The 20,440-nt window shown below is 67.4% G+C and carries 18 protein-coding genes and 2 tRNA genes; 16 read left to right on the top strand and 4 right to left on the bottom strand.

All coding sequences use genetic code 11. The features are described 5' to 3' along the window. Nucleotides 1-53 precede the first annotated feature (53 nt). The 9 genes from serS (at nt 54) to ACLF6J_RS08160 (ending at nt 9,818) form a co-directional block, all read left to right on the top strand. Nucleotides 54-1,358, top strand: coding sequence for a serine--tRNA ligase (serS, locus tag ACLF6J_RS08200; RefSeq protein WP_131492924.1), 1,305 nt, complete (start codon nt 54-56; stop codon nt 1,356-1,358). Further along, complete coding sequence (locus ACLF6J_RS08195; protein WP_134352942.1) at nt 1,355-2,176, top strand: HAD family hydrolase; 822 nt, start codon at nt 1,355-1,357, stop codon at nt 2,174-2,176. The genes serS and ACLF6J_RS08195 overlap by 4 nt, the downstream gene beginning before the upstream one ends. A 43-nt stretch (nt 2,177-2,219) precedes the next feature. Beyond that, nucleotides 2,220-2,304 (top strand) — tRNA-Ser (locus tag ACLF6J_RS08190). Nucleotides 2,305-2,353: 49 nt separating this feature from the next. Further along, a complete protein-coding gene (locus ACLF6J_RS08185) occupies nt 2,354-3,592 on the top strand; it encodes an LCP family protein (protein WP_047521255.1) in 1,239 nt (412 codons plus the stop codon). Between the two features lie 62 nt (nt 3,593-3,654). Further along, complete coding sequence (locus ACLF6J_RS08180; RefSeq protein WP_134352943.1) at nt 3,655-4,659, top strand: LacI family DNA-binding transcriptional regulator; 1,005 nt, start codon at nt 3,655-3,657, stop codon at nt 4,657-4,659. Nucleotides 4,660-4,847: 188 nt separating this feature from the next. Then, nucleotides 4,848-6,494, top strand: coding sequence for a glycoside hydrolase family 13 protein (locus tag ACLF6J_RS08175; protein ID WP_134353949.1), 1,647 nt, complete (start codon nt 4,848-4,850; stop codon nt 6,492-6,494). Nucleotides 6,495-6,534: 40 nt separating this feature from the next. Then, complete coding sequence (locus ACLF6J_RS08170; protein ID WP_134352944.1) at nt 6,535-7,902, top strand: ABC transporter substrate-binding protein; 1,368 nt, start codon at nt 6,535-6,537, stop codon at nt 7,900-7,902. Nucleotides 7,903-7,908: 6 nt separating this feature from the next. After that, nucleotides 7,909-8,874, top strand: a complete 966-nt coding sequence (locus ACLF6J_RS08165) for a carbohydrate ABC transporter permease (RefSeq protein ID WP_194239344.1) — start codon at nt 7,909-7,911, stop codon at nt 8,872-8,874. Beyond that, the gene (locus tag ACLF6J_RS08160) at nt 8,871-9,818 is read left to right on the top strand and encodes a carbohydrate ABC transporter permease (RefSeq protein ID WP_134352945.1); all 948 of its coding nucleotides are present in this window, start codon (nt 8,871-8,873) and stop codon (nt 9,816-9,818) included. Before ACLF6J_RS08165 ends, ACLF6J_RS08160 begins: the two co-directional genes overlap by 4 nt. Nucleotides 9,819-9,900: 82 nt before the next feature. On the opposite strand, the gene ACLF6J_RS08155 is transcribed toward ACLF6J_RS08160, so the two are convergent. Continuing rightward, on the bottom strand, nt 9,901-10,482 hold the full coding sequence (locus ACLF6J_RS08155) for a TetR/AcrR family transcriptional regulator (RefSeq protein ID WP_134352946.1): 582 nt from the start codon (nt 10,480-10,482) through the stop codon (nt 9,901-9,903). Nucleotides 10,483-10,575: 93 nt separating this feature from the next. On the opposite strand from ACLF6J_RS08155, the gene ACLF6J_RS08150 reads away from it, so the two are divergent. Next, nucleotides 10,576-12,843: a glycoside hydrolase family 3 C-terminal domain-containing protein gene (locus ACLF6J_RS08150; RefSeq protein ID WP_134352947.1), complete on the top strand. Its 2,268-nt coding sequence runs from the start codon at nt 10,576-10,578 to the stop codon at nt 12,841-12,843. Between the two features lie 36 nt (nt 12,844-12,879). Here ACLF6J_RS08150 and ACLF6J_RS08145 read toward each other — a convergent pair whose 3' ends face one another. Next, a complete protein-coding gene (locus tag ACLF6J_RS08145) occupies nt 12,880-13,599 on the bottom strand; it encodes an ion channel (RefSeq protein WP_134352948.1) in 720 nt (239 codons plus the stop codon). 220 nt (nt 13,600-13,819) lie between these two features. Between ACLF6J_RS08145 and ACLF6J_RS08140 the strand changes: the two genes are divergently transcribed. After that, nucleotides 13,820-13,908: transfer RNA gene (locus ACLF6J_RS08140), tRNA-Ser, on the top strand. Between the two features lie 80 nt (nt 13,909-13,988). Then, the gene (locus tag ACLF6J_RS08135) at nt 13,989-15,296 is read left to right on the top strand and encodes a DUF2254 domain-containing protein (protein WP_134352949.1); all 1,308 of its coding nucleotides are present in this window, start codon (nt 13,989-13,991) and stop codon (nt 15,294-15,296) included. Nucleotides 15,297-15,317: 21 nt separating this feature from the next. Here ACLF6J_RS08135 and ACLF6J_RS08130 read toward each other — a convergent pair whose 3' ends face one another. Further along, nucleotides 15,318-16,415 carry a YihY/virulence factor BrkB family protein gene (locus ACLF6J_RS08130; protein ID WP_134352950.1) on the bottom strand — a complete coding sequence of 366 codons (1,098 nt, stop codon included), beginning with the start codon at nt 16,413-16,415 and terminating at the stop codon, nt 15,318-15,320. A 48-nt stretch (nt 16,416-16,463) separates the two neighbouring features. Further along, nucleotides 16,464-16,973, bottom strand: a complete 510-nt coding sequence (locus ACLF6J_RS08125) for a hypothetical protein (protein ID WP_134352951.1) — start codon at nt 16,971-16,973, stop codon at nt 16,464-16,466. A 111-nt stretch (nt 16,974-17,084) separates the two neighbouring features. On the opposite strand from ACLF6J_RS08125, the gene ACLF6J_RS08120 reads away from it, so the two are divergent. The 4 genes from ACLF6J_RS08120 (at nt 17,085) to ACLF6J_RS08105 (ending at nt 20,432) form a co-directional block, all read left to right on the top strand. Further along, nucleotides 17,085-18,707, top strand: coding sequence for a sodium-dependent transporter (locus tag ACLF6J_RS08120; RefSeq protein ID WP_134352952.1), 1,623 nt, complete (start codon nt 17,085-17,087; stop codon nt 18,705-18,707). After that, nucleotides 18,704-18,838, top strand: a complete 135-nt coding sequence (locus tag ACLF6J_RS08115; protein WP_134352953.1) for a methionine/alanine import family NSS transporter small subunit — start codon at nt 18,704-18,706, stop codon at nt 18,836-18,838. The genes ACLF6J_RS08120 and ACLF6J_RS08115 overlap by 4 nt, the downstream gene beginning before the upstream one ends. Before the next feature lie 89 nt (nt 18,839-18,927). Beyond that, nucleotides 18,928-19,563 carry a GyrI-like domain-containing protein gene (locus ACLF6J_RS08110; protein WP_134352954.1) on the top strand — a complete coding sequence of 212 codons (636 nt, stop codon included), beginning with the start codon at nt 18,928-18,930 and terminating at the stop codon, nt 19,561-19,563. 68 nt (nt 19,564-19,631) lie between these two features. Further along, nucleotides 19,632-20,432 carry a DUF1206 domain-containing protein gene (locus tag ACLF6J_RS08105; RefSeq protein ID WP_421076853.1) on the top strand — a complete coding sequence of 267 codons (801 nt, stop codon included), beginning with the start codon at nt 19,632-19,634 and terminating at the stop codon, nt 20,430-20,432. The last annotated feature ends 8 nt before the right edge of the window (nt 20,433-20,440 follow it).

Here is a 20,440-nt window from a genome sequence, read left to right as displayed (position 1 = left end):
GCGCGCATCCGTGCGGCCGAGGGGTGGCGTCCGCCGCACCGTAGACTTGGAAGATGATCGACCTCGCACTCCTCCGCGAAGAACCGGAGACCGTCCGCCGTTCGCAGGCTGCTCGTGGAAACGACCAGAGCACCGTCGACGTCGCACTCGAGGCCGATCGATCGCGGAGGGCTGCGCTGTCCGCCTTCGAGGAGTTGCGTGCGGAGCAGAACGCTTTCGGCAAGCAGGTCGCGAAAGCCCCGAAGGAAGAGAAGGCGGCGCTCGTCGCGCAGGCCAAGGACTTGGCGGAGCGCGTCAAGCAGGCCCAGCACGCGGCGAACGACGCAGCCGACGCGGCATCCGCTGCGCTCGCCCGGATCGAGAACGTCGTGATCGACGGGGTGCCGGCCGGCGGTGAGGCCGACTTCGTCGAGCTGCGCCGGGTCGGAGACGTACCCGCCTTCGACTTCGAGCCGCGCGACCACCTCGAGCTCGGCGAGCTTCTCGGCGCGATCGACATGGAGCGCGGCGCGAAGGTCTCCGGCGCGCGGTTCTACTTCCTGCGCGGCATCGGCGCGCGCCTCGAGATCGCGCTCATGAACCTCGCGCTCGACAAGGCGCTGCAGAACGGTTTCGTGCCGTTGATCACGCCGACCCTCGTGCGCCCCGAGATCATGCAGGGGACCGGCTTCCTCGGTGAGCACGCCGACGAGGTCTATCACCTCGACAAGGACGACGATCTCTACCTGGTCGGCACCAGCGAGGTCGCGCTCGCCGGGTACCACAAGGACGAGATCGTCGATCTCGGCGACGGCGCCCTCCGCTACGCGGGGTGGTCGACGTGCTACCGGCGCGAGGCCGGCTCCCACGGCAAGGACACCCGCGGCATCATCCGCGTCCACCAGTTCAACAAGCTCGAGATGTTCGTCTACACGACCGCGGAGGATGCCGAGGCCGAGCACCTTCGCCTCGTCGCGCTACAGGAGGAGATGCTGACCTCGCTTGGCCTCGCCTATCGCGTGATCGACGTCGCCGCGGGAGACCTCGGGTCGAGCGCCGCGCGCAAGTACGACATCGAAGCGTGGGTGCCCACTCAAGGCGCGTTCCGTGAACTCACGTCGACCTCGAACTGCACCACGTTCCAGGCCCGCCGCCTTGACGTCCGCTACCGGCCGGCGGTCGACGCGTCAGAAGGCGCGGCGAAGACGCAGCACGTCGCCACGCTCAACGGAACACTCGCCACCACCCGCTGGATCGTTGCGCTGCTCGAGACGCATCAGCAGGCCGACGGCTCGGTGCGGGTGCCCGAGGTTCTGCGCCCGTACCTCGGCGGCCTCGACGTGATCCGGCCGCTCGACGAGGGGCGGGCAGCTCGGTGACGGCATCCTGGCTCGTCGGTCTCGACGTCGACGGAACGATCCTGCTGCAGGACGAGACCATGAGTCCCGGAGTTCCCGAAGCGATCGCGCGGGTTCGCGATGCCGGACACGTGGTCACGATCGCGACCGGGCGCAGCTGGATGGCGACGCGGCGCTACGTCGAAGAGCTCGGCCTCACCGCGGATTATGTCGTGTGCTCCAACGGCGCGGTCACGATGCGTCGCGACGGAGACGACTGGGAGCGCTGGAGCGTCGAGACGTTCGACCCGACCCCCGTTCTCGGACTGCTACGCGACCGTCTGCCCAAGGCCCGGTACATGGTCGAGCTCGCTTCCGGGCAGCGGCTGTACACCGAGCAGCTCGACGACTGGACGCTCGACGGCGGTCGCCAGGTCGATTTCGAGGAGCTCGGCCGACTCCCGGTGTCGCGCATCGTGGTCGTCTCGCCCGGGCACGACGAGGACGACTTCCACCGGCTCGTCGCGGATGCCGGCCTCAACGAGGTCTCGTACGCGATCGGTTGGACGGCCTGGCTGGACATCGCCCCCCAGGGCGTCGACAAGGGGACCGCACTGGAGCTGGTGCGCACCGAACTGGGACTCGACGGAGGGCGCGTCCTCGTCGCCGGCGACGGTCGCAACGACATCGGTATGTTCGGCTGGGCGCGTGCCCTCGACGGACGGGCCGTGGCGATGGGTCAGGCCCCCGCGGAAGTGAAGGATGCCGCGAGCGAGGTGACGGCAGACGTGCAGGACGGCGGCCTGGCACAGGCCCTCGACACGCTTCCAGCACCCGCCCAGGTCAGCGCAGGAGAATAGAACTCGGCTAGACTCACGCCTTGTCGACAGATGCGTCTGTCGAGGAGGGTTGTCCGAGCGGCCGATGGAGCTGGTCTTGAAAACCAGTGGGCAGAGATGTCTCGTGGGTTCGAATCCCACACCCTCCGCAGCTGAGCACGGTGGCCCCTCACCGGCGCTGAATCCGAAAGGCCCCGAGTGAGCGAGAACCCCCGCCGCCGCCGCACGGTCGCGCGACACGGTCAGCTGGCGACCCCCGGTCCCGTCAACCAGCTGCTGAAGCTCATCGCGATCGGTTTGGCAGTGGTGCTCGTCAGTGGGTTCGGTGTCGCGGCCTACATCGCCTACGACTTCTCGAGCACGGTCGCCGCGAACGCCGTCGACCTCGAGGGTCAGGAGGCGGTCCCGCCGGACATCGGTGAGTATGAAGAAGGTTTCAACCTCGTCCTCACCGGCGTCGACACCTGCGAAGAGAAGTACGCGGGTCTGTTCGGCGAACGGTGCACCGGTAGCGATGCCGGCGGCACCCTCAACGACGTGAATCTCCTGGTGCACGTCTCTCAGGAGCCGCGTCGCATCACCGTCGTGAGCTTCCCCCGCGACCTGATGATCCCGATCCCGGAGTGCGTCGACGACGAGGGCAACGTCCGCTCGGCGATGAGCAAGCAGCCGCTCAACACGGCGTACACCGACGGTGGTCTCAACTGCGTCGTCAAGACGATCTCGGAGCTGACGGATCAGGAGATCCAGTTCGCGGCCTCCGTCACCTTCGGCGGCGTGATCGAGATCACCAACGCGATCGGCGGCGTCGACGTGTGCCTCGCCAATCCGATCAAGGACCGCTACACCGGCCTCGACATGGCCGCGGGCACGCACACCGTCGAAGGCCTGCAGGCCCTCCAGTTCCTGCGGACGCGCCACGGTGTCGGTGACGGTAGCGACCTCGGCCGCATCGGCAACCAGCAGCAGTACATGTCGAGCCTCGCCCGCAAGATGATCAGTGGTGAGGTGCTCGGTAACGTCCCGGTCATGCTCAAGCTCGCCAACACCGCGCTCAGCAATCTGGAAGCCAGCACCTCGTTGGCGAACAACCCGATGACGCTCGTGCAGATCGCGCTCGCGGTGAAGTCGGTGCCGTTCGAGGACATCGTCTTCGTGCAGTACCCGACCGGGGCGGACTACGCCGATTCGAACAAGGTCGTCCCGAACCAGGAGGCTGCCGCAGCCCTCTGGGATGCGATCGAGGCGAACGCGCAGCTGCAGATCACGCACCAGAACACCAGCAACGACGGGGTGATCGTGCAGGAGCCCACGGAGCCCGTCACGGAGGCCACGCCGGATCCCACGGCGACCCCGGACACCGTGGTGGCGTTGCCGGACTCGATCAAGGGCAACTCGGCCGCGCAGACGACCTGCTCCAACGGCAACGTCCGCTGAGACGCCCGCGCTCCGTGCAATTCGCTTGCGCAGTCTTGCAAGGATTTGCGTAAGCTGACCCCATGTCGAAGCGACTCGCCGAGGTGGCGCGCAAGGTCGGAGTGAGCGAAGCCACGGTCAGCCGTGTGCTCAACGACAAGCCGGGGGTCTCCGATGCCACGCGGCAGGCGGTTCTGACCGCGCTCGACGTGCTCGGATACGAACGGCCGACGAAGCTTCGCGGCGAGCGGGCGCGTCTGGTGGGTCTGGTGCTCCCCGAGCTGCAGAATCCGATCTTCCCCGCCTTCGCCGAGATCGTCGGCGGCGCGCTCACTCAGAACGGCTACACGCCTCTGTTGTGCACGCAGAACGCGGGCGGCGTGACGGAGTCGGACTACGTTGACCTGCTTCTCGCGCAGCAGGTCTCGGGAGTGATCTTCCTCGGCGGAAACTACACACAGGCGGATGCCGCGCACGAGCACTATGAGCGGCTGCGCCAGGTGAACCTGCCGACGGTTCTCGTGAACGCCCGCGTGCCCGAGCTGCAGTTCGCGACAGTCTCGACCGACGACGCGGCGGCGGCCGAACAGGCGGTGCTCCACGTGCATCAGCTCGGGCATCGACGCATCGGTCTCCTCCTGGGGCCCGACGATCACGTCCCGTCGCAGCGCAAGCTCGAGTCTGCGCGTCGTCTGCTGGAGAAGCTCGGTGAGCCGCTGCCCGAAGAACTCGTGGTGCGCGGCATGTACTCGCTCGAATCGGGGCAGGCCGGCGCGGCGCGGCTCTTCGCCGCCGGGGCCACGGCGATCGTCTGTGCGAGTGATCCGATGGCCCTCGGCGCGGTGCGCGCCGCGCGGCGGGCGGGGCTCGCGGTTCCCGGTGACGTGAGCATCGTCGGCTTCGACGACTCGGCGCTGATGAGCTGCACCGAGCCACCGCTGACGACCGTGCGGCAACCGATCGAGTCGATGGGGCGCGCCGTGATCGCGCTGCTGCTCGCACAGATCGCCGGAACCTCGCGGCCGAGCGACGAGCTGCTGTTCGAGCCCGAGTTGGTCCTGCGGTCTTCGACGGGTCCGGTGGCCTGACCGGGAGGCGCACCGGCGTCGCGACGAACGGTTTCGTGCGCCTGCAGTGCATCGCAAATTTCCAACAACTCGTTTACTTCTTGCGTTAAGAGCACGGAAAAGCTACATTCAACTCATCGCCCCCGACGACGAGGAGTTCCGTGGACACTGACGTTCTGCGCAGCGCGGCACCTGTCCGCACCCTGACGATGCCCGCGGGTGAGGGGTGGTGGCGCACGGCCGTCATCTACCAGGTGTACGTGCGCAGCTTCGCGGACGGCAACGGCGACGGCATCGGCGATCTCGCCGGCGTGCGCTCTCGCCTCGGATACCTCAAGAGCCTCGGAGTCGATGCGCTCTGGTTCACGCCGTGGTACCAGAGTCCGCTCGCCGACGGCGGCTATGACGTGCAGGACTACCGGCGCATCGACCCCCGTTTCGGCACCCTCGAAGAGGCCGAGCAGCTCATCGCGGAGGCGCTCGAACTCGGCATCCGCACGATCGTCGACATCGTGCCGAACCACATCTCGAACCAGCACGAGTGGTTCCAGCAGGCACTGGCCGCAGGGCCGGGCAGTGTCGAGCGCGAGCGTTTCTGGTTCCACCCCGGTCGGGGCGCCGACGGCTCCGGCATCCCCACCAATTGGGTCTCCAGCTTCCAGGGCGAGACGTGGACGCGCACGCACAACCCCGACGGAACCCCCGGCGAGTGGTACCTGCACCTGTTCACTCCCGAGCAGCCCGACCTCAACTGGAACCACACCGACGTGCGCCGCGAGCACGAGGACGTCCTGCGCTTCTGGTTCGACCGGGGCGTCGCGGGCGTCCGCATCGACTCCGCCGCCCTTCCGGTCAAGGACCCGGCACTGCCCGACCTACCCGCCGGCGGCACTCCGACGGCGGGGCACCCGCACATCGACCGTGACGAGTTGCACGACATCTACCGTGACTGGCGTGCCGTGGCCGACGAGTACGACGGCGAGCGGGTGCTCGTCGGCGAAGTCTGGCTCGACGATCCGGAGCGATTCGCTCGCTATCTGCGTCCGGGGGAGATGCATACGGCCTTCAACTTCGGGTTCATGACGCAGCCGTGGAGCGCGCGGGCGATGCGCGACTCCATCACCCGCACGCTCGCCGAGCACGAGCCGGTCGGAGCTCCGGCCACGTGGGTGCTCTCCAACCATGACGTGACCCGTCCGGTGACGCGCTACGGGCAGGCGGACTCCTCGTTCGCCTTCGAGCGCAAGCGGCGCGGCACCGCGACCGACGTGGAGCGGGGAGCGCGCCGAGCACGGGCCGCGGCGCTGCTGGTCGCCGCCCTCCCCGGGAGCCTCTACATCTATCAAGGGGACGAGCTCGGCCTCCCCGAGGTGGAGCTTCCGCTCGACGTGATCGAGGATCCGATGCACTTCCGCTCCGGCGGTGTCGACCCCGGACGGGACGGCTGCCGCGTGCCGCTGCCGTGGGCGGGCGCGTCGAGCCCCTACGGGTTCGGCGGAGCGCCGTGGCTCCCGCAACCTGCCGATTGGGCGGGGCTCTCGGTCGAGGCCCAAAACGCCGATCCGGGCTCGACGTTGAACCTCTACCGTGCGGCGATCACGGTGCGCCGACGCATCGACGACTTCGCCGGAAGCGAACTGGAGTGGCTCGAGCTCGGCGCCGATGTCCTCGCGTTCCGTCGCGGCGACGGCACGGTCAGCATCACCAACCTCGGCGCGGTGCCGGTACCGCTGCCCGCGCACCATGAGGTGCTGCTCGCCAGCACGCTCCTCGACGGTGGCGCACTGCCCCCCGACTCCACTGTCTGGCTCGCTCTTCGAGCCGTTCCCGGGCGCTCTCCGCGAGCGCACAAGTAGCCCTGCACCACCCGATCCGCATCACATGGAAGGACTGACAATGAAGTCACCAACGAAAGCCCTGGTCGCCGGCGTCGCCGTGCTCGCCACGGTCGGCGCACTCGCCGGCTGCACGTCGAGCGGCGATGACGGTGCCGATGGCAAGACCGAGCTGCGCGTCGCCACGTTCCCGCCGGGAGCCGACGCCGCGGCCTATGAGGCGTTCGCCGCCCAGGAGAAGCAGTTCGAGGAGGAGCACCCCGACATCGACATCATCGGCGTCGAGTACGAGTGGGAGGGCCCGACCTTCGCGGTGCAGCTCGCCGGTGGCAGCCTGCCCGACGTGTTCACCGTGCCTTTCACCGACTCCAAGACACTGCTCGAGAACGGGCAGCTGATGGACGTGACCGACGCGATCGAGGAGCTCGGCTACACAGACAAGTTCAATCCGATCATCCTCGACGGGGTCACCGGCTCCGATGGGAAGATCTATGGTTTCCCACGCCAGGCCTACGCAGCAGCGCTGCACTACAACCGGGACCTGTTCGAGGCGGCGGGGCTCGATCCCGACAACCCGCCTCAGACGTGGGACGAGATCCGCACGGCCGCGAAGGCGATCACCGACGCGACGGGCAAAGCCGGCTACGCGCAGATGGCGATCAACAACACGGGCGGCTGGCAGCTCACCTCGCAGACCGTGGCGCGCGGGGGCCGCACGCAGATTGACAACGGTGACGGCACCGCGGAGTCGACGATCGACAACGACGCCACCACGGCCGCGCTGCAGTTCTTGCACGACCTGAAGTGGGAGGACGGCTCGTTCGGTTCCAAGGTCGACCTCGACTGGGGCACGATCAACCAGGAGTTCGCGGCCGGCAACATCGGCATGTACACGTCGGGTTCCGACATCTACACTGCTCTCGTCCGCGACTTCGGCATGGAGCCGTCGATCTACGGCATGACCGTCGTGCCGATGGAGGGCGACGACCCGGGGACTCTCGGCGGCGGTGACATCGCGGTGATCAGCCCCACGGTCGACGACGCGACGAAAGCGGCGGCGGTGACGTGGATCGACTGGTACTACATGCAGAAGTTGATGGATGAGGACGCCGCCGTCCTCGACGCCAAGACCCTGAACGAGTCGGGCCAGGCAGTCGGCACCCCGCTCCTGCCGGTGCTCAGCCGTGAGCTGTACGACGAGTCGCAGGAGTGGATCGCCGACTACATCAACGTGCCCGTCGAACAGATGGCGCCGTTCAGCGACCGTATCTGGGATCAGACGCCGGTCGGTGAGCCGAAGGTGAAGACCCAGGAGGTCTACGCGCTCCTCGACACCGTCGTGCAGAAGGTGCTCACCGATCAGAATGCCGACATCGACGCGTTGCTCGCTCAGGCGCAGACCGATGCGCAGGCGAAGCTCGACGAGTAACGCTTCATGACGATGACGCTCTCCGAGCAGCGGGCGGCGGTGGAGGATTCTCCGCCGCCCGCTGTGCGCACCTCCCGTCGCCGCTCGCCGCTCACGTGGTTCCGCGGCGGCGGGCTCGCGAACCTCCTGTTCGTGCTCCCGATGCTCTTCGTGTTCGTCTTCTTCTCGTGGTCGCCCATCGTGCAGTCCGTGATCATGAGCTTGCAGAAGACGAACCTGATCGTCTCCGAATGGGTCGGGTTCGACAACTACGTCGCGGTGATCGGTGATCCGGAACTCGGTCGGGCCGTGATCAACACGCTGTGGTTCGCTGTGCTTGCTCTGCTCTTCGGTTTTCCGCTGCCGCTCCTGATGGCCGTGCTGATGAGCGAGGTGCGCCGCGGCAAAGGCATCTACTCGGCCCTCGCCTACCTCCCCGTCGTCATCCCGCCCGTGGTCGCCGTGCTGCTGTGGAAGTTCTTCTACAGTGCCGACCCTTCCGGTGTGTTCAACACCGTGCTCGGATATGTCGGCATCCCCCCGCAACCGTGGATCCAGGATGCCGTGCAGGCGATGCCGTCCCTCGTGTTGGAAGCCACCTGGGCCGGAGCGGGAGGCTCGATCATCATCTACCTCGCCGCGCTCCTCGGGGTGCCACCCGAACTCTACGACGCCGCCGAGGTGGACGGTGCCGGAATTTGGAAGAAGATCTGGCACGTCACGCTGCCGCAGCTGCGCGGCATCCTCTTCATCATGCTGATCCTGCAGATCATCGCGACCGCTCAGGTCTTCCTCGAACCGTTCCTGTTCACCGGGGGCGGCCCTGCCGGGGCGACCAAGACCGTGCTGCTGTACATCTACGACAAGGCCTTCCGCAACAGTCTGGGCGGCGACTACGGAGAGGCGACGGCCGTCTCGGTCCTGCTCGCGATCGTCCTCGCCCTGCTCTCCTGGCTGTACTTCAGGCTGACCGACCGTTGGAGCACGACATGAGTCTCACCACCCGCCTCTCGACCCGTGCGGCGGAGAAGGCAGCGGAGAAGGCCGCCGATCGCGTCGGGGACCGCACCGTCATCTCGGACTCGGAGCGGCGGCGGCGTGGCATCCGCGTCGGCATGTCGCTCACGCATGTGTTCCTCACCGTCGGGCTGGTGATCGCCGGACTCGGGCCGATTCTGTGGCTGGCGAAGTCGGCCGTCACGCCGACGCAGGACACGCTGCAGCAGCCGTTCGCGCTCTGGCCGAACGGGACCGATTGGGAGAACCTGTCGACTGCGTGGAACGACATACACATCGATCAGTACTTCTTCAACACGGTGATCATCGCGCTCGGCGCCTGGTTCGTCCAGCTGCTCATCGCGACCACCGGCGGCTATGCGCTCTCGGTGCTGAGGCCGCGGTACGCCCCCATCCTGAACGCGCTGGTGCTGGCGACGCTGTTCATCCCGGGCATCGTGCTGCTCGTGCCGCTGTACTTGACGATCGTCCACCCACCGCTCCTCGGGGATGTGAGCCTGCTCAACAACTACCTTGCGGTCTGGCTGCCCATGGGCGCCAACGCGTTCAACATCCTGCTGGTGAAGCGGTTCTTCGACAGCCTGCCCCGCGAAGTGTTCGAGGCGGCGCGGACCGATGGTGCCGGCCCCTTCCGCCTGTTCTGGTCGATCGTGCTGCCCATGTCGAAGCCCATCCTCGGCGTGGTCTCCGTGTTCGCGATCATCGCGGCGTGGAAGGACTACCTCTGGCCGATGCTCGTGCTGCCGGATCCGTCGGTGCAGCCGCTGTCGGTCCGTCTTCCGGCCGTGCAGTCGCAGACCGAGCTCGACGTGTTCCTGGCAGCGTTGGCGATCGCGACGCTGATCCCGATCGCGATGTTCCTGCTGTTCCAATCCGTGTTCCTGCGCTCGGCGGGGTTGGGGGGAGCCGTCAAGGGCTAGCCGAGACCCCCCTCTCCCACCGAGACCCCCGGCCGTTGTCGCCCCCAGGGCGGGGTCTCGACGAGAAGGCGGGGTCTCGGCGTCACGGGTGGGGAGAGGCGTGGGGGGCGAGAGCGTCGATCAGCGCGGTCATGATGCCGGGCATGTCGACCGAGGGGTCGATCATCCACTGCAGCTGGAGGCCGTCCGACGCGGCCTGGATGATCCGCGCCAGCGTCTCGGGGTCGAGCGCCGGACGCTGCTCCTCGGTGGCGAAGCTCTCCGCGATCGTCCCGCGCAGGCGCTCGCTGCGCTCGAGGAAGTAGGCGTGGGCCGGATGCTCGGGATCGGCGGCATCCACGGACAACCGGGAGAAGAGGGCGACGAGTCCCGGCACCTGCGTGTTGTGGCGGATGACCTCGAGGAAGCCGTCGCGGGCTCCGGCGGCCCCGGCGACGGAGGGATCCAGGCCGTCGTGCTCGTCGCGCTTGCGGAGAACCTCGGTGAAGAGCTCCTCCTTCGAGCCGAAGTAGTGCAGCAGTGCGGCGGGGGTCACACCGACCACCTCGGCGATCTCCTTGAGCGAGGCGTTCTGATACCCCTTGCGCCCGATCACGTCGAGGGCGCTCTCGAGGATCTCCTCGCGTCGCGCGACGCCCTTCGCGTATGAACCTCGTCGAACCATGATCACGAGCGTAATCCTGAATGTTGTTTGAAATCTAATACTGAATCACGTAAGGTTTTCGCAAGACATCGCTGTCCCCGCGAAAGGAAGACCATGACCGAGATCTCGGCATCCGACCTCACCCTCGAGGAGAAGGCATCGCTCACCAGCGGCGCGGACTTCTGGACCACGAAAGCCGTCGATCGGGTCGGCATCCCCTCGGTGATGATGACCGACGGTCCTCACGGTCTCCGCAAACAGGCGGGCAGCACCGACCACCTCGGCCTCGCCGGCAGCGTTCCCGCCACATGCTTCCCGCCCGCCGTCGGCATCGGCTCCTCCTTCGACCCCGAACTCATCGAGCGGGTCGGTGCGGCGATCGGTGTGGAGGCCGCGATCGAGGACGTCGCCGTCGTGCTCGGACCGGGCATCAACATCAAGCGCTCGCCGCTGTGCGGACGAAACTTCGAGTACTTCTCCGAGGACCCGATCGTCTCCGGAGTGCTCGGGGCCGCCTCGGTCCGAGGCATCCAGTCGCAAGGGGTCGGCACCTCGCTCAAGCACTTCGCGGCGAACAACCAGGAGTTCGACCGGATGCGGGCGAGCTCCGACGTCGACCCCCGTCCGCTTCGCGAGATCTACCTGCGCGGATTCGAGCGTGTCGTGAAGGACGCGTCGCCCTGGACCGTCATGTGCTCGTACAACAAGCTCAACGGGGTCTGGACCTCGGAGGATCCCTGGCTGCTCACCAGCGTGCTCCGTGATGACTGGGGTTTCGACGGTCTGGTCGTCTCGGATTGGGGCGCGGTGAACGATCGCGTCGTCGGTGTCGCTGCGGGCCTCGACCTGGAGATGCCTGCCTCCGGCGGACGCACGGACGCACAGCTCGTCGCCGCGGTGCGCGCCGGAACCCTCGACGAGAGTGTCCTCGACACCGCAGCCGACCGCGCGATCGACCTCGTTCGCAAGGCGAGCGCGCGCCCGGTCGCGGAAGGCCCGCTCGATGTCGACGCGCACCATGCACTCGCCCGTGAGGCCGCAGGACGGTCGATCGTTCTGCTGAAGAACGATGACGCACTGCTGCCTCTGCAGAAGGACCAGAAGGTCGCCGTGATCGGGGCCTTCGCGACCGAACCCCGTTTCCAGGGGGCGGGTTCATCGCTGATCAATCCCACCCGGATCGACAAGGCGCTGGACGAGATGCGGGCCTTCGGCGGGGAGCAGGTCACGTACGCGCCCGGTTTCGCGGTCGAGGGCGGCGCCATCGCGGCAGAGGGACGGTCGGCTGATGACCTCCGCGCCGAGGCTGTCGACGCGGCGGGCTCCGCAGACGTGGCCGTGCTCTTCCTCGGTCTGCCTGCCGCGGAGGAGTCGGAGGGCTTCGATCGCGAGCACATCGACCTGCCCGCAGCACAACTCGCGGTGCTGGATGCCGTGCTCGAGGTGAACCCTCGCGTGGTGGTGGTGCTGTCCAACGGCGGAGTGGTGGCTCTCCCCTTCGCGGACCGTGTGCCGGCCATCGTCGAGAGCTGGCTGCTGGGGCAGGCCGGAGGTGGCGCTGTGGCCGACGTGCTCTACGGCGTCGTCAACCCCTCCGGCAAGCTCACCGAGACCGTGCCCGTGCGGCTGGAGGACAACCCCTCCTACGGCAACTTCCCGGGAGAGTTCGGGCATGTGCGCTACGGCGAAGGGCTGCTCGTCGGCTACCGCTGGTACGACGCGAAACGCCTGGATGTCACCTACCCGTTCGGCCACGGGCTCTCGTACACGACGTTCGAGTACGGCCCCGCGACGGCCGAGGTCGGCACGGACGGCGACATCACCGTGAGGGTCGAGATCACGAACTCCGGCGACCGTGACGGCCGTGAGGTCGTGCAGGTCTACGTCGCCCCGAGGCAGTCGATCGTGCAGCGGGCGCCTCGTGAACTCAAGGCGTTCGCGTCCGTCGCCCTCGGCGCAGGGGAGGCGCGCGTCGTCGAGCTCATCGTCCGGCGCGAGGACCTGGCCTACTGGGACGTGCGCGTCGATGGCTGGATCGTCGAGAGCGGCACCTACGCGGTCGATGTCGCTGCGTCGAGCCGCGACCTCCGCTCGACCGTCTCGGTCGAGATCGCGGGCGACCCGGTGCATCAGGAGCTGACCATGAACTCCTCGGTCGGCGATCTGATGTCCCACCCGGTCGCGGGGCCGATCGTGCAGCAGGCCCTCGGTGGCTTGATGGGTGGTGGCGATGCGGCTGCCGCGTCGATGATGCCGAACGACGACGCGATGCAGAAGATGATGGCATCGTTCCCGATCGGCCGCCTCGCCGGATTCCCCGGGCTGCCCGTCACGTTCGAGCAGATCGAGCAGCTGGTGGCCGCGGCGAACGCCGGGGAGTGAGCTGCGGGGCGGTCCACGGCGATGACGCCCGCTCGCTCAGGGTGACTCCTCGGAGGGGGTGGCGGGGACTCCCGCGCGAGCACCTGCGCCGCGCATGATGCGCGCGACGGCCGTGATGAGGAACAGCTGGCCCGTGATCGCCTCTGCGACGGCGATCGCCTGCGACGTCGCGGTCGAGGGGACGAGGTTGCCGTAGCCGGTGGTCGTGAGCGTCGTGAACGAGAAGAAGAGTTGGTGGGCGAGCGAGTCGTCGTCCGTGCCGTCGAAGATCGAGGCGGGGGAGACGAGGGAGAGCAGGTTGAAGGCGAACGTGAAGAAGAGGCCGACGAAGACGTAGGCCGTGATGGCCGCCAGGAGCGCTTCGAGGTTGAGCCCACGCCGCTTCACCTGGTGACCGATGATCGCGACCGGCGCCACGAGGAGCGCGACCATGGTCGCGGTCGAGAACGCGATGTCGAGCACGTGCCCGCCCGCGCTGCTGAGCGCCGTGATGATCGTCGCGAGCCCGGCCGCCGACAGGATCACCCAGGCAACGTGCTGGATCACCGGCGGTGTCCCCGTCACGCGGAACACGACGGCGACCATCACGAGGATGACCAGGAACGCCCACGGGCTCGGATCCGTGGCGCGTTGTGCCGCGCACAAGGCGTAGGAGACGACGAGCAGCGCGAAGATGATCACGTATCCCGACACCCCGTCGAAGACGGTGCCGGACGTCGGCGTCGCACCCGTCTGGAACTCTCGCATCCTCGTCATGTCGCACCTCGCCCCCGTCTGTCGACGGCGCGGGAGCCGGAGGGCCGGAGGAGAGTCTCCGGGGCGGGTACGGGCGGCGTCGCACGCTCATCGTGACATCCGTGCGGACCGAGCGCTCGGCGAGTGTCACCCTTTCCGGGCGATGCGGGCGCCGGTTCGTGACAGCTGGCCATTCCGGTTATGATGGTGAGGTGCATCCGTGCTTTCGGGTCGGATGCCTGGAGACGTCGCATAGTCCGGCCGAGTGCACCACCCTGCTAAGGTGGAGTCCCCTCACGGGGACCAGGGGTTCAAATCCCCTCGTCTCCGCACTTTTTCCAGGGAGGGCATCCGCCCCCGCCGCGCGTCAGGTCGTGTGCTGTGGGCCGATCCACGACTAACCTTCGGGAATGCGTACCTGGTTCCTTCGCGCTCGCGAGTCCTTCTGGTTCCTGCCGACGGTGTTCGGGGTGGCGGCGATCGCCCTCGCGATCGGACTGACCGAGCTCGACCGCCTGCTGCTCGCGAACGGCGATACGTCGGGCGCCCTCCTGGCGGATCTGTCCGCGACGGGCGGGCGCGCGATCCTCACCGTCATCGGCGGGACCATGCTCGGGGTGGCGGCGACATCCTTCTCGATCACGATCTCGGTGCTGGCCACGACATCATCGGCCTATGGTCCCCGCCTGGTGCGGAACTTCATGGCGGACCGCGGGAACCAGTTCGTCCTCGCGGTCCTCACCTCGACGTTCCTCTACACGCTGGTGGTGCTGCGCGCGGTGCGGACCGAGCAGGACTCGATCTCTGCGTTCGTCCCCGTCACGGCAGTGACGTTCGCCGTCTTCCTGGCGATCGCCGACGTCGCGGTGCTCGTGTACTTCATCCACCACATCGCCAGGTCGGTCCAGGTGACCACCCTGCAGGGGCGGGTGCTGAGGGAGCTCGTCGAGGTCATCGACCTCCTCTATCCCGAGGCGTCGGACCGTGACACGGTGACGACGGAACCGGATGACCTCATCGTCCACGAGGAGTTCTTCGCCACCGCCTCGGGCTATGTGCAATACGTCGACTTTGAGGACCTCGTCGCTTTCGCACGCGCGCATCAGGTCGTCGTCCGCATAGCCACGCCGCCGGGAACCCACGTGCTGGAGGGCCAGGTGATCGCTCAGTCTCTGGCTTCCCGGAATCAGGGGCGGGACGAGAGCACGGAGAAGGCGGCGTCGAAGGCGATCACGTCCGCGATCGCCGTCGGAGCAGCGCGCACTCCCCACCAGGACCTCGGTTTCGCCGTTCAGGGGCTGACCGAGATCGGCGTCCGCGGGCTCGCAGCGGGAACCAACGACCCCTACACGGCGGTGGCTGCGATCGATGCGCTGAGCTCGGCCCTCGTGACCCTCTGCGGCCGTCCGGCGGCAGACGGAAGGTATCCCGGCGACGACGGCGAACTGCGGGTCGTCTGCCGCTGGCCGTCTCCCATCGAGCTGATCGCCGACGCGCTTCTGGCCCTTCGCACGTACGGGATGAGGCACCCGCTCGTCGTGCGTGCGGGCGTCGGGCTCCTCGAACGGCTGGAGGCCGCGATGACCGGGGGAGATCGTCTGCGGTTGCGGGATGAGATCGCCGCGTTCCGCTCGGCCTACGTCGCCACGGATCCGCCGCACACCGATGCCGCCCCCGTGCTCGAGCGGCTGGACGACACCGTCCGCCGCCTGCCCTGACGACCTCGCGACAGCGTGGGGTCAGGAGCGTCGATCGTTTCGATGCCAGAGGCGATCCAGGAACCTCTTGGCCCTCCGGAACACCGTGTCTTCGCGCGGTGAGAGCGTCTCCCCTCGGCGGAGACGGGTGCCGCGTTCGATCGTGATCTCGCGCGAGCGCTCGGTCCGGTCGACCCCGGTGGACTCGCGGAGGGGGAGCTGCAACTCCGATTCCGCCTTCTGCCCGGCCTGGAGCTGCCTGCCGCGTTCGAGTTCCGCGTTGAACTCGGCGCCGATCAGCAGGGCCACGTTGATGACGAACAACCACAGGAGGAAGACCACGACCCCGGCGAGGGAGCCGAACGTCCGGTTGTAGTCGGCGAAGTTGGACACGTAGATGAAGAGGCCGGCAGAGGCGAGGGAGAGTACCCCGACGGCGAACGCGGCGCCGAGGCCCAACCACCGAAGCGGGGGCTGCTTCAGATTGGAGGTGCCCTTGTAGAGCAGGGTGATCATCATGACGACGGCTGTGGCCAGGACCGGCCACTTCACGACGTTCCAGACGCCCAAAGCCGTGTCGCCGATGCCCAGAGCATGTCCGGCCGCACGCGCGACGGGCCCGGAGAGGACGACCACCCCGACGACCACCAGCGCGAGGGCGAGGAGCACGACGGTGACGCCGAGCTGCCAGGGCTTGCGCTTCCAGTAGGGTCGCCCTTCCGGGACGCCGTAGATCCGGTTCAGTATCCGACCGAATCCGCTCACATAGATCGAGGCGGACCACACGGCGGTGACGATGGCCACGATCAAGGTGATGCCCGCAGCGGACGTGCCTGCCGCATCGGTCAACGGCGCACGAAGCGTGTCGGTCACTGCCGGGGGCGCGACCTCGGCGAGGAGCGTGAGCAGCCGATCGAGCACCTCGTCGGTATCCGCGAGCACTCCGACCAGCGCCATCACCGCCAGCCCTGCCGGAAAGACCGAGAGGACGGCGAAGAAGGTCAGGGCGGCCGCCGCGTCCACGCACCCGTCACGGACGAACTCCTGGATCGCGCGACGCCCGATGTACGTCCAGGTCTGCCGTCGAATCTGCAGAGGAGTCGAAGGCTTCGCTCGATCTGCTGCTCCCGTGTCCGACATGTCTCTCACGCTACGCCGCCGGGAGGTGTCGAGCGGAAACCCCTTGCGCTACAGCAGCGGCAAGGATCGCGCCACACCGATCGGCTCGACCGGGGTGTTCTCGTCCGCGACGCCGAACCTGACGAGGGACTGAGGGGCGGAGCGGTAGTCCGGGGGCGCGCTGTCGAGTCCGGCTGCGTCGAGGAGGACGAACTCTGCCGCCGAGCCCACGATGCGCAGGGTGCCCACGGGGAGGCAATCGATGATCAGCTGGAACTCCCGCTCGCGGGGGTACACCCTCGAACCGGTGATCGACCAGGCCGTGAACTCGTTGGCGGTCCGTGTGCACAGCCAGTTCTGCTGCGCGACATCCTTCACCCGGAGCAGGGCGGTGTTGCCGCGGAGGCGCGAGGATTGACGCAGTTCGAGGAGCACGCCGACCGATCCGCCCAGCACATCGACGATGACCCGGGTGATCTGGGCATCGATGAGAGCGTCGGGCGTCAGGAAGGGGTTCTCCGCGTCCGGGAGCGCCGGAAGTCCGGATGGTATGCCGATCAGCAGATCATTCGCGTTCATGCCCCGTCGCTCTCCCCAGAGGTCCCCAATATGTTGAGATTACGCGACGCGCTTTCACGAACTCTGTGCACGGAGTGTGAACCGGTCGCCCCCTCGGGTAGTCTCGCCCGCATGGCCACCGCAGCGACGCAGACCCATAAACGCGAAGCCTTCAGTTCGCGCAACGTGTTCATCCTCTCGGCGATCGGATCGGCGGTCGGCCTCGGCAACATCTGGCGCTTCCCCTACGTCGCCTACGAAGGCGGTGGCGGAGCGTTCCTCATCCCCTATCTGTGCGCGCTCCTCACGGCCGGCATCCCGCTGCTGTTCTTCGACTACGCGATCGGCCACCGCTTCCGCGGGTCGGCACCGCTGGCGTTCCGGCGGCTGCACCGTGCGGCCGAGCCCCTCGGATGGTGGCAGGTCCTCATCTGCGTCGTGATCGCGGTGTACTACGCCGTCATCGTCGCCTGGGCCGCGATGTACACGTGGTTCTCCGCCCAGCTCACCTGGGGCGCGGGCAACGAGGACGCCTTCTTTTTCAGTGACTTCCTGCAGTCCCAGAAAGTCGCGGACGTCGGCGTCTCCACCCAGTTCGTGCCGCAGGTGGGCATCCCCCTGGTCGCGGCTTGGCTGATCGTCATCGTGATCATGGCGTTCGGAGTGAAACGCGGCATCGGCCGGGCGAACATGATCCTGATGCCTCTGCTCACCCTCATGTTCGCGATTCTCGTGGTGCAGTCCCTCTTCCTTCCGGGGGCGATGGACGGTCTGAACGCGTTCTTCACCCCGAACTGGGAGGCCCTGGCCGATCCCGGCGTCTGGGCCTCCGCGTACGGCCACATCTTCTTCTCGTTGTCCGTCGCTTTCGGCATCATGGTGACGTACTCCTCCTACCTGAAGCGCAAGACCGATCTCACCGGCTCGGGACTCGTCGTCGCATTCGCGAACTCCGGCTTCGAGATCCTCGCCGGGATCGGCGTCTTCGCGGCTCTCGGCTTCATGGCGCAGGCGCAGAGCACGGAGGTAGCCGGTGTCGCCTCCTCCGGCATCGGACTCGCCTTCGTCGCCTTCCCGACGATCGTGTCGCAGGCGACAGGCGGGTCGATCATCGGCGTCCTGTTCTTCGGCGCCCTCGTCTTCGCCGGTATCACCTCGCTGATCTCGATCCTCGAAGTGATCGTGGCCGCGCTGCAGGACAAACTCGGCTGGGCTCGAGTGCGTACCACGCTCACGGTCACGATCCCGCTGGCGATCATCTCGATGGCGCTCTTCTCGACGACCACGGCCTTGTCGGTCCTCGACACGGCGGATGCCTTCGTCAACTCCTTCGGCATCATGGCGGTCGCGCTGGTGGCCGTGATCGTCGTGGCCTGGCTGCTGCACAAGCTGCCGGTGCTGGCGGAGCACCTGAACCGGCGTTCGAGCTTCCGGGTAGGGACGATCTGGAAGGTGCTCGTGGGCATCCTCGCACCGGTGGTGCTCGGGTACCTCTTCATCAGCGAGCTCATCGCCAAGACGTCCGAGCCCTACAGCGGCTACCCTGCCTGGTTCCTCGCGATCTTCGGCTGGGGGATGGTCATCGCCCTGGTCGTGCTGGCGCTGATCCTCTCGGCTCTGCCGTGGAGCGGGCGTTCGCATGCGAAGGACGATCCCGAGTACGACGAATTCCTTTCGAAGGAAGAATACGAACCCGATGCGGAGACCTCGGCGATCCCACTGATCGACACGACCACGAAGGGAACCGGCGCATGACCACGACGGCGATCGTCATGATGGTCATCGCGATGGTCACGGTCTGGGGCGGCTTGGTCGCCGGGATCGTGAACCTCGCTCGTCACCCGGAAGAAGCCGAGACGGAGCCCGCTCCGCCCGTCGAGCTCTGAGCGGGAGATGACCGCATCCGACCGCAGAAGTCGGGCACGGGTGTCGGACCCCGGTGCAAGACTGGGCACACGATCCAGGGAGGCACGTCATGGCGGCGATCGACCCGAAGAAGACGCTCGATGCGTACCAGGCGAAACGGGGTGAGTTCCGTGTCGTCGAGGTTCCCCCTCTGCAGTATCTGGCGATCGACGGAGCGGGGGATCCGAACACGGCTCCTGCGTACGCCGAGGCCGTCTCCGCACTGTTCCCGGTGGCGTACACGCTCAAGTTCGCCAGCCGGAAGGAACTCGGCATCGACACCGTGGTGATGCCACTCGAAGGACTCTGGCATGCGCCCGACATGGAGTCGTTCACCTCGCGTCGCGACAAGTCGGCGTGGCTGTGGACGATGATGATCATGGTCGGCGACCACATCACCGCGGAGATGTTCACCGACGCCGTGGAGGCCGTGGCGCAGAAGGCGGCGAAGAAGAAGGAGCCGTTGCCCGCACTCGGAGGCGTGCGACTGGAGACCCTCGACGAAGGAATCTGTGTGCAGACCCTGCACATCGGCCCCTTCGATGACGAGGGTCCTGTGCTCGACGATCTCCATCACCGCTTCATCCCCGAGAACGGGCTGCGGATGCGAGGGCGGCACCATGAGATCTATCTGAGCGATCCGCGTCGCAGCGATCCGGCGAAGCTGCGCACGATCCTCCGGCAGCCGGTGGCACCGGCCACCTGACGCCCGCACGACTGCGTCGTGAAATCAAGCCTCTTCTGGCGGTGCGCCGTGACGGATACTCTTCATCGATGAGCACGGTCAAGCACGCCGCACGGGTCGCCAAGGATTCCTCCGCCTTCCGAAGGATCGCGCGCGCAGGCTTCGTGGTGCTCGGGCTGATCCACGTCGTCCTCGGCTCCATCGCCATCTCCATCGCCGCGGGCGCATCCGGTGACGCGGATCAGGACGGAGCGATGGAGCAGATCCGTCAGAATCCCGTGGGCGGGTTGCTGCTGGTGCTCATCGCCGTGGGACTGTTCGCCCTGGCGGCCTGGCAGGTCGCGAGTGCCTTCCTCGCGACCGATCCCGCCGAGACGAAGAAGTGGGGTCAGCGGATCAAGCTCGTCGGCATCTCCCTCGCCTACCTCGTCGTCGGAGGCATGGCGTTCATCTACGCGGTGGGTGGCCACGCCGACTCGGAGAAGGCGTCGAAGACCCTCAGCGCGGTCGTGCTGGCGGCCCCCGGAGGAGTGGCACTGCTCGTCGTCATCGGCCTGTCCGTCGCGGGAGTCGGGGTCGGCTTCATCGTCGGCGGGTTCACCCGCGGGTTCGAGAAGCTGCTCGACCTCCCCTCCGGAGTCGCCCGCGGCGGTATCGTCACGCTCGGCGTCATCGGGTACTTCGGCAAGGGCATCGCCGTCGGGGTGACCGGGGTGCTCTTCGTGGTGGCGGCCGTGACGCAGGACCCGGAGAAGGGGGCAGGGTTGGACGCGGCTCTGCACAGCCTGCTGGTGCTGCCGTTCGGGCCCGTCCTCCTCGGTGCCGTCGGGGTGGGACTGGCGGTCTACGGGGTGTTCTGCATCGCCCGTGCGCGGTTCGTCCGCATGTGAGTCCGCGT

Source organism: Microbacterium sp. IO18, assembly GCF_049099505.1.
GTDB lineage: Bacteria > Actinomycetota > Actinomycetes > Actinomycetales > Microbacteriaceae > Microbacterium > Microbacterium aurugineum.
This window is presented reverse-complemented; position numbering and strand designations above follow the sequence as displayed.